The organism is Pseudomonadota bacterium (assembly GCA_026390555.1).
Classification (GTDB): Bacteria; Bdellovibrionota_C; UBA2361; order UBA2361; family OMII01; genus OMII01.
The window spans coordinates 17476-32121 of record JAPLFS010000072.1; the positions used below are offsets into that span (position 1 = coordinate 17476).

14 protein-coding genes and 1 tRNA gene are annotated in these 14646 nt (G+C 50.8%); 5 read left to right on the forward strand and 10 right to left on the reverse strand.

Features of this window, described 5'->3' with window-relative positions; all coding sequences use genetic code 11:
* Positions 1-6 precede the first annotated feature (6 nt).
* From meaB to NTV65_09915, 4 genes are all read right to left on the reverse strand, one after another.
* Positions 7-963 (reverse strand): methylmalonyl Co-A mutase-associated GTPase MeaB, encoded by a 957-nt coding sequence (meaB, locus tag NTV65_09900; protein ID MCX6115506.1) that lies wholly within the window; start codon positions 961-963, stop codon positions 7-9.
* Between the two features lie 27 nt (positions 964-990).
* Entirely contained in the window at positions 991-2277 is a 1287-nt protein-coding gene (locus NTV65_09905) for a flagellar hook protein FlgE (GenBank protein MCX6115507.1), read from the reverse strand.
* Positions 2278-2430: 153 nt separating this feature from the next.
* Positions 2431-3081, reverse strand: a complete 651-nt coding sequence (locus NTV65_09910; GenBank protein MCX6115508.1) for a hypothetical protein — start codon at positions 3079-3081, stop codon at positions 2431-2433.
* A 20-nt stretch (positions 3082-3101) separates the two neighbouring features.
* Positions 3102-4835, reverse strand: a complete 1734-nt coding sequence (locus NTV65_09915; protein MCX6115509.1) for a flagellar hook-length control protein FliK — start codon at positions 4833-4835, stop codon at positions 3102-3104.
* A 259-nt stretch (positions 4836-5094) separates the two neighbouring features.
* Between NTV65_09915 and NTV65_09920 the strand changes: the two genes are divergently transcribed.
* Positions 5095-5586: a DUF456 domain-containing protein gene (locus NTV65_09920; protein ID MCX6115510.1), complete on the forward strand. Its 492-nt coding sequence runs from the start codon at positions 5095-5097 to the stop codon at positions 5584-5586.
* 85 nt (positions 5587-5671) lie between these two features.
* Here the strand turns inward: NTV65_09920 and NTV65_09925 are convergent, their stop codons facing one another.
* Entirely contained in the window at positions 5672-6580 is a 909-nt protein-coding gene (locus tag NTV65_09925) for a DUF1521 domain-containing protein (GenBank protein ID MCX6115511.1), read from the reverse strand.
* Between the two features lie 181 nt (positions 6581-6761).
* Here NTV65_09925 and NTV65_09930 point away from each other — a divergent pair, with 181 nt between their 5' ends.
* From NTV65_09930 to NTV65_09940, 3 genes are all read left to right on the forward strand, one after another.
* On the forward strand, positions 6762-7604 hold the full coding sequence (locus NTV65_09930) for an SGNH/GDSL hydrolase family protein (GenBank protein ID MCX6115512.1): 843 nt from the start codon (positions 6762-6764) through the stop codon (positions 7602-7604).
* A 131-nt stretch (positions 7605-7735) separates the two neighbouring features.
* Positions 7736-8827, forward strand: a complete 1092-nt coding sequence (locus NTV65_09935; protein ID MCX6115513.1) for a galactose mutarotase — start codon at positions 7736-7738, stop codon at positions 8825-8827.
* Positions 8828-8933: 106 nt separating this feature from the next.
* Positions 8934-9011, forward strand: a tRNA-Met gene (locus NTV65_09940).
* Positions 9012-9188: 177 nt separating this feature from the next.
* Here the strand turns inward: NTV65_09940 and NTV65_09945 are convergent.
* The 4 genes from NTV65_09945 to rlmB form a co-directional block, all read right to left on the reverse strand.
* A complete protein-coding gene (locus NTV65_09945) occupies positions 9189-10091 on the reverse strand; it encodes a pseudouridine synthase (protein ID MCX6115514.1) in 903 nt (300 codons plus the stop codon).
* A 41-nt stretch (positions 10092-10132) separates the two neighbouring features.
* Positions 10133-10900, reverse strand: coding sequence for an SMC-Scp complex subunit ScpB (gene scpB, locus NTV65_09950; GenBank protein ID MCX6115515.1), 768 nt, complete (start codon positions 10898-10900; stop codon positions 10133-10135).
* 69 nt (positions 10901-10969) lie between these two features.
* Positions 10970-11770: a segregation/condensation protein A gene (locus tag NTV65_09955; GenBank protein ID MCX6115516.1), complete on the reverse strand. Its 801-nt coding sequence runs from the start codon at positions 11768-11770 to the stop codon at positions 10970-10972.
* 27 nt (positions 11771-11797) lie between these two features.
* Positions 11798-12694 (reverse strand): 23S rRNA (guanosine(2251)-2'-O)-methyltransferase RlmB, encoded by an 897-nt coding sequence (gene rlmB / locus NTV65_09960; protein MCX6115517.1) that lies wholly within the window; start codon positions 12692-12694, stop codon positions 11798-11800.
* 289 nt (positions 12695-12983) lie between these two features.
* On the opposite strand from rlmB, the gene NTV65_09965 reads away from it, so the two are divergent.
* Entirely contained in the window at positions 12984-14354 is a 1371-nt protein-coding gene (locus NTV65_09965) for a hypothetical protein (protein MCX6115518.1), read from the forward strand.
* Positions 14355-14396: 42 nt separating this feature from the next.
* On the opposite strand, the gene tatA is transcribed toward NTV65_09965, so the two are convergent.
* The gene (gene tatA / locus NTV65_09970; GenBank protein MCX6115519.1) at positions 14397-14630 is read right to left on the reverse strand and encodes a twin-arginine translocase TatA/TatE family subunit; all 234 of its coding nucleotides are present in this window, start codon (positions 14628-14630) and stop codon (positions 14397-14399) included.
* Positions 14631-14646: the final 16 nt, after the last annotated feature.

A 14646-nucleotide genomic window follows, 5' to 3' on the forward strand; every position in this document is an offset into this window, starting at 1 on the left:
GCTGTCCTATCTCTTGCCCTTACTCCAGGCCACAAGACGATCTACCGCCTCTAATGGCGTCAACTTACGCAGGACGCAATCGTGCGCAAGGGCCGCAACTATATCCTGTGACCCGTGCAATGCTTGTTGTGCTATCCACTCAGACGCGAGGATTATCAGAGCTTGCGAGATCACCTTAAGGCGCCGTACCTGCCCCTGCGGCGAGGTTTCAAGCCAATTTAGATGCGCCTTGATCGATTCAATAACCTGTCCCACCCCGGAACCAGTGGTCGCTATCGTCTTGATGATCTTTGGATTCCACTGATCCTGTCCACCCTCGGCCAAGGAGAGCAGCGTCAAGAGATCTTTCTCTAATAATAAGGCCCCTTCGCGATCTGCTTTATTAATCACGAAGAGATCTGCTATCTCCATCAACCCTGCTTTAATAATCTGAACGCTATCTCCCATTCCGGGTACAAGCACAACTACGCAGGTATCTGCCGTGCGCACTATATCAACCTCCGCCTGCCCTACCCCAACGGTCTCAACGATTACAACATCAAAGCCGGCGCAATTGAGCACATGCACGCTCTCTAAGGTTGCTTTGGCTAATCCACCAAGCAACCCACGTGTCGCCATACTACGGATAAATATCGTTGGATCCTCAGCTGCAAGGTTCATACGAATACGATCCCCAAGGATCGCCCCGCCACTAAAGGGGCTCGAAGGATCGACCGCTATAATGGCAACCGAGAGCCCCTCTTTACGGTACTCTCGTGCCATATAATCAACGAGGGTTGATTTGCCAGCGCCCGGCGCGCCAGTAACTCCAACAACATGCGCCCGACCTGCTGGACGCCGCATTGCAGCTGCTAAAGCTCGCGCACGGGGCTGGGCTGCCTCTATGCGCGTGATAAGGCGCGCAATGGCTCTAAAGTCTCGCGCTAGCGTTCTCGATAGCAGCTCTTCATCGGTGTACTTCATACCTTGATGGTACTACTCGCTATGCTATTACACCAACTGGATAATGTCGTTCAGAAGCTGGTTAATGGTTGTAATAATACGGGAGCTTGCCTGGAATCCTCGCTGAAGGGTGATAATCTTTACGAATTCAGAGGCGATATCCACCGTCGAGAGCTCTACCGTACCGGACTTGAGAGCCCCAAAGTTACCGCTTTCTGCCTTACCATAAATGGGATCACCCGATGAAGTTGAGAGCGATAGTAGGTTACCTCCAATTCGCGTTAATCCTTCAGGATTGGCGAACGAGGCCATAGCCAATGTTCCGATCACCGACTGTTGTCCGTTGGTCAGCAGCGCTGAAATACTACCGTTCGACGAGACCGCGAGGGTTGTAACAGCACCAACGCCCTGTCCATCTTGCGATATAGAGAGGATGTTTGATTGGGCGGAATACTGTGTCATCGGTGAGAAGGTAACTGCGATATCACTCAACTCTGACTGGTTTTTCCATGTAATGTTCGTCGTAAAATCCGGGGTTCCTACCACAGGAAGCGGGTTGCGCTGCCCATTTCCACCGAAGGTAAGAACCTTATTTCCTATCAGCCGCGGGTATCCGGTCAGCGTACCAGTAGCATCAACCTCCTCGTTGTTCACATATCCACGTACCGTATATTCATTGGTATCTGTGTGATAAAAGAACATACTGATCGTGTGTTTCTCTCCGAGTGTGTCAAATACATCTACTACAGTCGAATAAGCTGCTAAGCTATTGAGATCTGAATAGGTCACAGTTGGTGGGACAACTAGTCCAGGAACCGGAATAATCGCTGTATTAACTAAGTCAGAAGAAGCATCGATATTTCCAGCGATATCCACCTCTGTAGTTGCTACAGTGCCCTGTTTAATCGTGTTAATGTTAATCGGCTCTAGTGCTCCACTGCCGTTAGCTGGAAATCCAAGTATTGCTAGGCCTGCCTGGTTGGTGACAAATCCTGCTGAATCGACCTTAAAGTTGCCGGCACGCGTAAAATAGCGCTGATCCTCTTTGGCTACTACAAAATAGCCGGTTCCAGCGATACCAAGATCAAGGGGTCGTCCGGTAAACTCAAGGGTGCCCTGCTCAAATATTGTAGAAACTGTGGCTATGGAAGATCCGCTACCAACCTGGCGTCCGATAACGCCCTCACCCGCCATCAGATCTTCGAACTCGGCGCGATTAGCCTTGTAGCCGATCGTGTTAGAGTTAGAGATATTATCGCCGGAAACCGCGATGGCGGAACCGTGGCTGGAAATACCTGCGCGACCTGCAAAAAGTCCGTTAATTATGCTTGGCACGTGTTCCTTTAGCTCTTAAAGACGAACTACTTTCATGCCGATGCATGTAAAGCTGTACGTTCGGTTAACCTTCAGTTAACAACTTTTTCGTATCATCCTTGAGGAACTACGCGACAGAACCTTCCATGCTCTGCATCGTGCTACGAACCACACCTACGCTGGGAGCGAAACTTCCCTAATCTCACCAACTGAGATCTCCCTACCCCCTACAATCAACTTCGGATCTGGCCCAGGAATAAATCCGGACACTATTCCCGCTACCGCTGTTGCGGGATTAAATACACCGGCACCGAAACGACTTGTTGCCGAAACCTTCACCTGGTATTTACCATCAGGAACTGCAAGCTGATCGAGGGTAATTAACTGCTTACCCTTATTGAGATTATCAATAACCTTTTCACCAACTGTCTTACCGGTACCATCAATGAGCTGGACCCGTACATTTTGAGCATCCTGGCCTAAATCAACCTGGAGCTGCCCGCCCTTACCACCCTTAACAAGAACATCACTGCTATTAAGCACTACCTGTTGACCGAGGTATCCAGCCATCGAGCTAACGTTCTGTGACTGCTTGGTTAGCTGATCGTCGATCGATATAAGCTTCTCTACCTGCGTAAACTGCGCTAACTGCACCGCGAACTCTTTGCTATCCAATGGAGCCTCCGGATCTTGATTCTTGAGCTGAGTAATAAGAAGTTGTAAAAACTCGTCACGTCCAACGTTATCCTTCTTTTTGGTCTGGCTACCCGCAGAGCCGCTAATATTAGCGAACTGACTAGCCCCTGTTGAAGTTATGCCACCCATAATTCCTTCCTAAATTGCCGTTACGCTACCCAGTGATCCCGGAGTGCGCCATTTGATTGTGACGTTCCAGCTGCTGAGAGCTCTGCAAGTTCACTGCCAAATGTGTTTTCAGCTAGTTGACCAGTATGCTCAGGCATCTTGTTCCTACTTTCTTGGAAACTCTTGCCGTTGCCCGTCTGTTCACGACCTATCTCAGAGTTATCTTTGCTACCATCTGAACTTACAGTTACGGTAACTGTATCAACGTTCAACCCTAACTTCCTCAAGATGCTCTGTAACTCCTGGGAATGCTCGCGCAACGCCACAAAAACCTGCTGATTTTCAGGGGTTAGGCGCGCATGCAGCGCTCCATCCCTCAACGTTACATCCACCTTTACCCGCCCCAACTGGGCCGGATCTAACTTAAGTGAGATAGTTTTTCCGTCGCGGCTTCGAGCCGCCTCCTTTAAGGACGCCTCAACCCTTTCAAGCATGCGCTGAGTCGTACTTCGGCTCAGGTTTTTAGAACCACGCGCAGATCCCTCATTCGAAACACTCTTATTCTCTTGTGTAGCTCCGGTCGCCCCTACCTGTGGAGTAGACTGGCGTTGTTTCGGCTCGTTCGTCTCATGTCTTTGAGCTCTTAAACTCTCAAAAGCCTGCCTTAACAACATCAATTTAATTCCTGACTCCTGGAGCTGTTCGGTCGTCTTTGAGAATGCAGGAGCTGCTCCCTCTGCGCCCAAAACATTCTCAGCTCTTAATGTCTGTCCCTGCTTAGTAAGCGCCTCATTCTGTTTCTGTATTCTATTTGAGAGGTTATTAGCACCCTCTGAGAGGTTCTCCTGTACGCTCTTTACCCCTGGCTTCTGCTCAACTACCTGCTCAGCATGCATCACTTGCGGTTGAGCCTGCGCACCCCCCTCTTCCAGCTCAGAGACGCGCTGTTTTAAGGGTCCACGCTCCTGCTTTACGACCTGAAGATTATCCTCATTTGCAAGCACATCTGCCGTACTGATAAAGGAACCTAGCTGCTCCTCCTCATCTTCAGAATCCTGCTGCTTAGAATCATCGCCAGAACGAAACGTAACAACCTTGGTATCGATCTGCTGCAACTGTAGTTGCTGATTATTCCCATCGTCCGAGAGCTGCGTATCGCTAGCGGTCAATTGCTCGGCAACCGTGCTAATCGCCCTCTGCACATCAAGCCCTTCAACCTCTTCCAGCACTAGCTGAGTTGTGGCCAGAGAGTCATCCTCAGAGCTAGAATCCTCCATAAAACTAAGATCAAGCCCTGCTTTGATATCAATCTGGTCACCTTGGCCCTGATCCTCTGCGCCACCGTTAACGACCTGAGTACCATCCTTAGAGCTATCTCTATTACCCTGTTTTTCAAGGGTTTTGCCTCCGGATGCTGCGCTATCTGATGTAAGCCCCTGGCAATCGCGCTGCATAGGTGAACGATCATCTATAATGTCCTGATCCTCTCCAAAATTATCCTCGCCGTCATGCTGGCCTGCGCCGTCATCCTCCGGTCTTTCCTCAACCTCTTCACGCGCCCTCTGCATGGTGGGAATAGCCTGAGCTAGCGCCATACCGAGCGCCATGACCTCATCATGGCCAGCAGCGATAGTGCCCTTGGCCTGCTCTAAAAGTTGGGTAAATTCAATGGAGAGCTCGCTACGTTCCTGATCATCAAGGTTTTCACCCTCTTTGGCTGGAGCGCGTAGGTATGAGGCACGTTGAGCGTCGTCGAGGTGCAGGGGTCGAAACATAAAGATCTCTCTCTAGTTCGGGGGTGGCTTGTCTTAAGCCCGGGGTTGCGTCCTGCACCATCCCACCAAGTTGTTAATGAACTTATGAGATCGCTTCTAAGCAAGTATTTTGCCAGGATAGGCGCTATTCTTTTTAGCTACTTATCACGGTCGCTAACGGCAAGGGCTGCCCACTAAAGAAAAAATTACCTTCATTTAGCTCAATATGCGTTGTGCGTAGTGCACATACAGTGCACCGTTACGGTTAAAGGATACCGCTATGGACGATCTCTATCTGACACTTATCTGGTTAATAGCCGTAGTGTCGATCGTTGTCGGAGTGCTCGGCACTATTATACCTGCGCTTCCGGGAACGCCCATGATCTTTGCAGGAATGTTCTTAATTGCTTGGTGGCAGGATTTCGCCATTATCGGAATACTCCCCCTTGTAATCCTGGGAGTACTTACAGCTCTTGCAATTGTGGTCGATTTTGTAGCCTCTGCTCTCGGCGCACGACGGGTAGGAGCAAGCAACTGGGCTATAGTCGGGGCAACTCTCGGATCCATAATAGGCATGTTCTTCTTTATCCCCGGGCTTATTATCGGGCCGTTTGTTGGTGCCGTAGCCGGAGAGCTCTTTGCTCAAAGCACCGTAGAACAGGCCACACGGGTAGGTATCGCAACTTGGATCGGACTTCTGATCGGCACCGCCCTGAAGGTAGCTATCGTTGCCGCAATGATCGGAATCTTTATCTCTGCTCTACTCGTGTAGCGCAAAAAACCTTTTGCGCCAAGTTTTGCCGAAGTGTTTTAATACTCGGGCAAAACTTGACGCAATTAAAAGGTCGTCATGTTTTCTAGTTCATGACCTTCTTCTTGTTGTTAATTATAGTCGACCACGCCTCACCATTGGCACCCAATGAACGGGTATATTGCGTACCATCAGCGAGCTGATCGTCGTGTTGCTTTCCATCCTGTCCGACGGCAACTATCACGGGTTTGTTGGTGTTAATCCCACCAACCGTTACCCTTTCGTTGCCGCTGTAGACGGTTAGGCGATAACTCAGCGTCTGACCGTTTCCGGCAGGAACGGTTTCGGCCGTTATCTTATTGGCGCCGAACATGAAACTCCCACGCTCTTTAAAGTCCCATCTATCACCATCACTCTCCACAACGTGCGGGTCGCCCCAAATACGGGTCGTCTTTCCATCAGGTCCAGTTATCGACCAGGCCTGCTCCTTACCCTCCGCCTTAACAACATATCCATCCGGAGTACGCACCGTGATCGCCCCACTATCATCTGCGATCGCTTGCATAGCCTTTAGGACCTCCGTTGATGTCCCAGGCGCAGGTGTGACAGGCGCAGGCGTGGTAGGCACAGGTGTGCCGGGTGTAGTTGTGACAGGCGCAGGCGTGCCCGGTGTAGTTGTGACAGGCACAGGTGTGGGCTTAGTTACGATTGGATCGGCCTTCTTATCGCCCAACATGTTTGTAATCAGGCCGATCAGAGCACTTACCAGACCAACCATGGCTTCTATAATCTTGCCAAATGGTCCTGCCATCGTTGTCGATGATGAAGAGAGCGCACTCGCCTGCTTCTGCACATCGCTTAAAAGCGTATCAACACTTGAGCTACTCGCCGCAGTACTAGTAGCACTGCTGGCGCTAGTAGTGCTAGTAGTGCTGTTGGTATTAGCTGCCTCAACCGCTGCAGTTGCAACGTCATATGATGGGGGGGTAGAGCTCGTACTTTCAATAGAAGGCATATATTTTCTCCTGATAATTTGAGTAGTTGGCTACCGGACAGAACACAACTCCAACTCGGATCGCAACATACTGTTTGTACTGAGGTGTTCGATTGGAGCTACATAAAGTTGCGTAGGTATTTATCAGGTGCAAAAGGTTGGCCTTCTCTAGGGCGCTTTGCTACCCTATTAAAAGGTAGCCATGAAAAAGCCCCTTATAACACTGCTGCTCCTAACGATCTCTGTACTGCTATCAGCACCAGCATTGGCCTGCCCTGCAATAGATCAGCTCCCCGATTTCAATTGCGACGGAAAGATTCGCATCGTTGTTTTGGGGGATAGTCTCGTCTCTGGCGTCGGTGATACCAAGAATAACAACACCGGCGGGTACGTGCTTCGCACGCAAAATAGATTCCTAAATGCTCAGGTCGATAATTTCGGCGTTGCTGGTCTAAATACCGTACAACTTCTGCTTAAAATTCAGCGCGCCTTTGATGGGCGCGGTAACGTAAGTCTTGCTGCGGCCCTCGCTCAGGCCGACCTCGTCATACTCGATCTAGGAAGAAACGATCGTTGGTTCTTCGGTGAGCCGCTACAAACCTCTCGTCGCCTAAGAAAATCGGTCGATCTAATTCAGAGGCGGGTGACCACGCTGGCTGAATATCCCCCCCTGATCGTAACCGCCGTTCTGATGCTGCCTAACCGTGGTTCGCAGGGTCCCTGGGTTAAGGATCTTAATCAATTGATCTTGAAGTCACATTCCAAGGAGAAGCCAGCCGATCTGCGCTTTGACCTGGTCAGCAAGCGGCTACTATCAGACGATCAGATTCACCCAACGCCGGCCGGATATAATGCACTCTCAATTGTACTGCGCGACTACCTCCTTAAGAGCTTCCCTAAGCATGCCAGTACTATGCGCCTAGATCAGGACGACGATCTACTCTACGATATCTTTGAGCGTTCAAAGTTCGGTACAGATCCACTACTGCGCGATACTGACGGTGATGGCCTTATCGATGGAAACGACCCGACCCCGGCTGGGTAGTAGAAAGCTTTCATTGCTCCTTGTTCGTTATAACGATACCATTACACGATCCTTGCAATATGATTCACCGTTACCTGACCAGATTTATCTCTCTTATACTTATACCCTTACTTATACTCTGTGGAGGCTGCATGACCCTGCGTGCGTTAAATCATCCAACCGCATCATCACCATCTATAGTTAAAGAGCCGTTCGGAGTTACCAAGGGGGGTCTCTCAGTAGACCAATACACCCTCACAAGTGGTAACGGTGTTAGCACCTCTATTCTAACCTGGGGCGGAATCATCCGTACCCTCTACACACCAGGGCGCGACGGCGTACTTGAGGATATCGTTCTGGGATACGACACCCTGGCGCCCTACGAGGAGAGGCACCCATACTTCGGAACGATCGCAGGTAGGTTTGCAAACCGGATCGCCAAGGGGCGTTTCTCTCTCGACGGACACACCTATACCCTAGCGCTGAACAACGGCCCCAATCATCTGCACGGCGGAACGAACGGCTTTGATCGCGCCGTATGGCAAGCGCGCACAGAAACAAGGCCCGATAGCGTTCTACTACTGCTCTCACACGTCAGCCCAGATGGTGACGAGGGATATCCAGGAGAGCTCACCGTTCAGGTGACCTATACCCTCTATACAAACAACACACTCCGCATCGATTACAGCGCTACAACAACCAAGGCCACCCCTGTTAACCTCACCAGCCACTCCTACTTTAATTTAGCGGGTCATGGTTCGGGTAATGTACTAAAGCAGAAACTGCAGGTGTACGCCGATAAGATCGTTGCTGTCGATGAAACCCAGATCCCAACCGGATCGTTACAACCTGTAATAGGCACCCCCTTTGATTTTACAAAGCCACGATCTATAGGCGATAAGATCGGTGCCATCGGTAGCGGATATGATCACACCTTCGTCTTGCAGCAGAACGGCCCCGGATTAAAGCGCGCTGCTGTTGCCTGGGACCCCGTATCAGGACGAGCGCTTGAGGTCGTAACAACCGAGCCTGGCGTACAGCTCTATACCGGCAACTCTCTCACCGAAAAAGAGATCGGTAAGGGGAACATCCCATACAGAAAACACGCCGGCTTCTGTCTTGAAACTCAACACTTTCCCGATTCAGTTAATCAGCCAAACTTCCCTAACACCATCCTGCGGCCCGGAGAAACGTACCAACAATCTACAACCTTTAAGTTTGGAGTTATCGATTACGGGGATTAATGGCGTTTATTGGCATAGTTCAGCGTACTTGCACTGCCAAGGCACCCCGTGTATAGTATCATCTCTCGGCGCGATGTTGAACAAAAACATCCAACGAACCTCTTGATGCGGGGTAGAGCAGCCCGGTTAGCTCGTCAGGCTCATAACCTGGAGGTCGTGGGTTCAAATCCCACCCCCGCTTCCATATTTCTCCTATCAGAACTTGGCAAAGTCAAGATTGTCATAGCGGCTTAGGGATCAACTACCTAAACATTTGTACCTGGCCATTCTGGAGAATGGCGCTCCCAGCGCTTCGCCGTATGTATATCCTATTGGGTGGGACGTTTAGTTATTGAACCCGCCTGACCCATTTTTTACTGCCCTACTCGCGCCTACGCTTCCGTGGGGTGGAGACCTTAGGCCTCATCGCTGGCTTGCGAGGTGCGGGGCCGCGCATGCTACTGGCCATAGGCCCAAGCAAACGGGACTCTGATCTTGTATCTAATCTTGAATCTGATTTGGATTCCGACGTGCTCTTCGTCTCCTTATCCCCATCATCCTTTCCATGCAGCATCACTTTACGACGCGCTATATCGTACTCCATCATCGTGAGCACCCTAGTCTGCCCCGTCTGAAGACGCCCCAACTTAAATGGTCCGTATATGATACGCTTAAGCTTCATAACCGGATGACCAAGCTTTTCAAAGAGGCGCCGAACAACACGATTTCGCCCCTCTTTAATCGAGATCTCAATCCAGGTGGACCTCTCGTCGCCACGCATTATCTCTGCCGATGCTTTGATTATTCCATCAGAGAGCTTCACACCTCGCGCCATCTTTTCAAGCAACTCCTTATTAACAGAGCCCTCCACACGCGCCTGATATACACGCTCAAATCCAAAGCGGGGATGCATCAAGCGCTCCGCTATCTCACCATCATTGGTCAAGATCATCAGACCGGTTGAATCCCAATCAAGTCTACCAACGGGGAAAAAAGAGGTGTAATGCTTCGTAAGAAAATCAGCAACTGTCGGGCGGCCCTCCGGATCGCTCAGGGTGGAGATAACACCACGTGGCTTATTGAGCAGCATTATGCCCTTCGGAGCTGCACGCACCACTCGACGATTTACCTCAACGCGATCAATCTCTGGATCGACCTTAGCGCCCAATTGATTAACAACCTTACCGTTAACGCAAACACGCCCCTCAGTAATGAATTGCTCCATCTTACGACGGGAACCCACTCCACATTCGGCTAAAAACTTCTGTAGTCGAACCTCTGCCATTGCATGTCCTGTATTGTAAACTATCGCTGGGAACGCAAGCGTTACTGAGTAACGATCCCATCAAGCTGATCTGCCGATTTGCCGAGCAAATCGGGGGTGAAAACATTATTAGTGGCCTCTAGCGCCTGCGCATTATCGCAGGCTTCCTCTGGAATAGCGACCTCTAGCCCCCCATCCTCGGTATGCGACTGCGCCTCGCCCGGCTCCTTTACAAGCGCCTTAAGATCACGCATCGCAGGCAGCGCAGAAAGTGCTGGCAAACCAAATACATGCAGGAACTCCTCAGTTGTACCGTACAGCGCTGGCTGCCCAACAGAGGCCTGATACCCGAGGATCTTTACGAGATTCCTCTCTAATAAGGTCTTAACGGTTGGAGCTACATCAACCCCACGCACCTTATCGATCTCGCTCTTTACCACCGGCTGCTGGTAGGCAATCACAGCCAGAGTTTCAAGAGCCGCCTGCGACAGTCTGCGTGGCTTAACGGCCATAAGCTGCCTAACGTGACTAGCATAGATCGCCTTGGTTCTAAGTTGCAGCTTCTCTGCCACAACAACGACCTCAATACCGCGCCTATCGTTCGAACAGAGCTGTTGTAGGGAATCAGCAATGGCCAAAAGCTCGGGCCGTGTGCATGCAAGGATCTCCTGAATACGCGCGATAGATAGCGGATCGCCGCTAGCCAGCAATAGGGCCTCAAGCAGCCCGACCTTCTGGTCCTCGCTCATTATAGGTTGCGAAATTTCAGGCTCCGGCATCGCCTGCTCTAGAATTGTAGTATCTGAAATAATAGCTTCCGTTATCGTCATTATCGCCACCTATACAACATCACTATCTCTATCACTCTTCAGCATGCGCTCTATTAAAGAGCCCCTCTTCTATGCCGCCACTTCCTCAATGAACTGATCCATCTGGTTAGCCGCAAGTTGAGCAAGATCTAAAAGTTGCACCTGAATCTCCCCCAACGGTCCTGCCTGAGATACCGAGATCAGGCGACGACGACAAAGCTCAAGCAGCGCTATGAAGACCCCGATCGCTGTCGAGCGATCCTCTACTCCTCCAATAATCTGCCAAAAGGTAGTGCGGCCGCCCATAACTTTGATCGAATCAACCACCATACGCATGCGATCAATGACCGAGATTGAATCAATTGTGACTGCAAATACCGCCGCCTTTTCACCGAGTCTGGTCAAGACCTTCTGCAAAGCCTGCACAAGAAGCTCCGACTGATGATCGGCCAGGGGAATAAGTGCTGGGTCTATCTTAGTAGCCTTCACAGGTGCCGCAAAAACATCGTGGCCAAGCGCTGGTCGAGCCGCGAGATCGCTAGCAACTGCACGATAAGCCTGCAACTCGCGCAGACGCCGCAACAGCTCCTCATGTGGATCGACTAGATCGCCGTTGTCGTCCGGAATCAGCTCTACCGGATCATTAAGGAGCACGCTGGCCTTAACCGAAAGAAGGGTGGCCGCAATTACTAGATATTCCGCTGCAACCTCAACGTCGTAGTAACGCAACGCCTTGATGCACTCTAAGTACTGCGCCGTTACATCCGAGAGCGAAACTCTTTCGATCGGAAGCTCCCTCTTTTTGACCAGGTGCAATAGCAGATCAAGGGGGCCATCAAAGAGCTCCAACTTAACTTCAAAGAAACGTGAATATTGCTCACCTGCTGTCATATATTATAACAAAAAGGGTACCTTACTTTAAGCGACTTTAACATCCCCATTGTTCCTCTTGCTATGCTGTTTCGCCATAGCGTGCAGCATTACGGCGCTAGCCTGAGATACGTTAAGTGAGGACACCTCCCCCATCATCGCTATATAGACCTGGAAATCTAGGCTTTTTCCTATTAGGTGCTGTATTCCATCCCTCTCAGCTCCCATAACAACTGCGCACCGTTCTGGGAACTCAAAGGTATCGAGCGGCGTAGCATCTGCGCTGACTAAGGCTCCAACGATCCACACCCCAACCTCCTTCAGCGACTCAAGCGCCCGGTGAAGATTTGAAACTGGGCAGAGTGGCACCAACTCGCTCGCCCCAACACTAACCTTAGAAACGACCGGGCCTAGTGGTGCGGCCCTATTCTTAGACCACAGCACCGCATCGACCCCGAAGCACTCAGCGGCGCGCAGAATCGCCCCTAAATTATGGGGATCAAGCACTCCATCTAACGCAAGAATTCTAATAAAAGGCATCGAACGCGCCATCTCGAGCAGATCCTCAAATCTAAGGAACTCACGTTGCGATACCTGCGCCACAACGCCCTGGTGAGAGTCGGAGCTTACCATTAGATCTAGCTCTCTACGCTCTACTTCGGATACAGAGATAGCTAGCCGATTAAGCTCAGAGCGCAAAGAATTGCGCCGAGAACCATCAGAGGGACGCGCGCCCTCTCGAGCTTCAGAGAGGAATACATGCAGCACACGGTCTGGGCGGTGCCGCAACATCTCCTCAAGGCAACTTCGACCCATTATATAGTCATGCGCAGAGCGTGTAGGCTCACGGCGTGACGGGGACTGGCGCCCAGATTCTTGGCGTGCTGGCGCAGACTGGCGGCGCGTAGGATTGTGGCGTGGTGGTGTTTGGTTACGTCGTGACATAAAATTCTGCTGCCAAGATACCCTTTTTTTGTCGACTTGAAAAACTTCCTGAGGAGTTTTTAGCAGTTATTACTTAAGTCCACGTATTTTATAGCTAGTGTGGTTTCTTAATATCCGTATACTACTGAAACGACGTGAGCCTACGCCTTTTCGACCTACTGGTCGGGGATGGGGGTGCTAACGGGTATATTTAATAGCGGTTCGCTGGATGCTTTGTGGTTTCATGGCATCCTAACAACAGGAATGGGGTCCAGAGATATTTTTTTGGCCCTAAACTAGTACAGGTACCATGCTTCCCAAGGCATCCTATATGAGCTCCTTTGCCGGTTCAGATGACCCAGCTCTCTCGCTTGAGTCGGCAGAGCCGCACGTTGTTGTCGCCTGCCCCTCATGCCAGACTAAGTTTGCGGTCGAAAGCTCCGCTGTTGCAGCTCTTGAGGTTCCACGTTTTCACTGCTCACGCTGCGACAATATATTCGTAATGAAGGATTCTGACCGTTCGATGAGCAGTAATTCCACAGCTAATATACGCCAACTCGGGCAACAAATCAGTTCAGCAGACAACGATACTCCGCGCTGGACGCTCTCAGATCCAGACAAATTCATCGGGGATCTTTCCGACAAAACGCCAGCTAATAATCCTGCGCAGATGGGGGTTCCAAAGCCAGCGGTAATGAAGAGCGCGCTTAAGACGGGTGATTTTTCGATCGGCTTTCAGCCACACTCGCCCCCTTCAGGGCTTACTCAACTAACCCAAACAGAATCGATTAGCCTAGAGTCTGGATTCTCGCTACTCGCCCAGGGACAGTTAAATATCCGCGCTCATAGCCCCGCCAACGGCCCAGAGCCGATCCCATCGGCACACTTTAGGTCCCCAGAGAGCGCCTCATCCCATTTTGAGCTGACCAACCCACAGGCGAAACCCGTTGCAAGGTCGAGCTACGTTACACCCAGTTATAATAATGCCTCTATACCTACTCCAGGCAGAGAGCCCCATATCTCCGCTGAAAACGAGCGTGAGCTTCTAGAGCTTGGTCGCACCGATCCTCGTAGTGGCTTATTTACTAGGCTTTTCGCCTCCCTTTCGGAACACTCTAAAGGGCTTGTGGCGCTCTCCGCTCCACTGCTGGCACTAGTGCTAGTTCTTGTGGGACTTAGCTACTCCGCGCGCATCAGTCCACGCTCAATTGGTGCCCTCTTTGATATCTTACTGCCTTCGATCATAACCCGCTCAACGCCGGAGCTTCCTCCAAGTAATCTGGCAGTACGAGATATTTCGCTTAAGTTTGTAAGAACCAGAACTAGAGAAACCGTGGCCATAGTGACTGGCAGCGTGCTCAATGCTACGGGGCAAAATTTCGACGGTGTAACCATTGAAGCGCTCGGCTTTAACGAGCGCGGAGAGATCATCGTAAGCTCTCACGCACCCCTCCACTCCGCGCTTGCGCGCGAACGGATCTCAGATCTTGAATTAAGTACCGTCTCTAAATTTCAACACGCCCTTGGCGCACGCAGCGCTTCAATAGCACCTAATGAGGGCGTACCATTTACTATCGCCTTGCTGAATGATGAGTCCGAATCTGCTGACAATGAGCCTTTAAGAGCGCTAGATCTCTCAAAGGTAAAATATTTCTCTGCTCGGGTGTTTTCAGTAGAATAACGCGGTGTATAATAACACAGCGCGGTCTGTGCCTACGTGTTACTACTTAGGATCGCTCTTTAGCTTCTGTTCGGGTGCCGGCTTATCGGTAGTAGCAGGGGTAACATCTATCTCCGAGCCCTCTCTATATGAGCGCTTAAAGTTACTGATAGCCTTTCCAAGACCAGCGCCGAGCTCCGGCAGCTTCCTGGTGCCGAACAACAGCACAACTACAACTGCAACAACTCCTATTTCTACTGGACTGAGCATCTCTGTAACCTCAAACTTTGAAAGCATCTCTTTAGACCCAGCT

Bases quoted from the DNA above. Each gene is read 5' to 3' on its own strand.
- NTV65_09910 (MCX6115508.1), bottom strand. From the start codon at position 3,081: ATGGGTGGCATAACTTCAACAGGGGCTAGTCAGTTCGCTAATATTAGC.
- NTV65_09935 (MCX6115513.1), top strand. From the start codon at position 7,736: ATGACCCTGCGTGCGTTAAATCATCCAACCGCATCATCACCATCTATA.
- NTV65_09915 (MCX6115509.1), bottom strand. From the start codon at position 4,835: ATGTTTCGACCCCTGCACCTCGACGACGCTCAACGTGCCTCATACCTA.
- NTV65_09925 (MCX6115511.1), bottom strand. From the start codon at position 6,580: ATGCCTTCTATTGAAAGTACGAGCTCTACCCCCCCATCATATGACGTT.
- NTV65_09965 (MCX6115518.1), top strand. From the start codon at position 12,984: ATGCTTCCCAAGGCATCCTATATGAGCTCCTTTGCCGGTTCAGATGAC.
- NTV65_09955 (MCX6115516.1), bottom strand. From the start codon at position 11,770: ATGACAGCAGGTGAGCAATATTCACGTTTCTTTGAAGTTAAGTTGGAG.
- rlmB (MCX6115517.1), bottom strand. From the start codon at position 12,694: ATGTCACGACGTAACCAAACACCACCACGCCACAATCCTACGCGCCGC.
- tatA (MCX6115519.1), bottom strand. From the start codon at position 14,630: ATGCTTTCAAAGTTTGAGGTTACAGAGATGCTCAGTCCAGTAGAAATA.
- NTV65_09945 (MCX6115514.1), bottom strand. From the start codon at position 10,091: ATGGCAGAGGTTCGACTACAGAAGTTTTTAGCCGAATGTGGAGTGGGT.
- NTV65_09920 (MCX6115510.1), top strand. From the start codon at position 5,095: ATGGACGATCTCTATCTGACACTTATCTGGTTAATAGCCGTAGTGTCG.
- scpB (MCX6115515.1), bottom strand. From the start codon at position 10,900: ATGACGATAACGGAAGCTATTATTTCAGATACTACAATTCTAGAGCAG.
- meaB (MCX6115506.1), bottom strand. From the start codon at position 963: ATGAAGTACACCGATGAAGAGCTGCTATCGAGAACGCTAGCGCGAGAC.
- NTV65_09930 (MCX6115512.1), top strand. From the start codon at position 6,762: ATGAAAAAGCCCCTTATAACACTGCTGCTCCTAACGATCTCTGTACTG.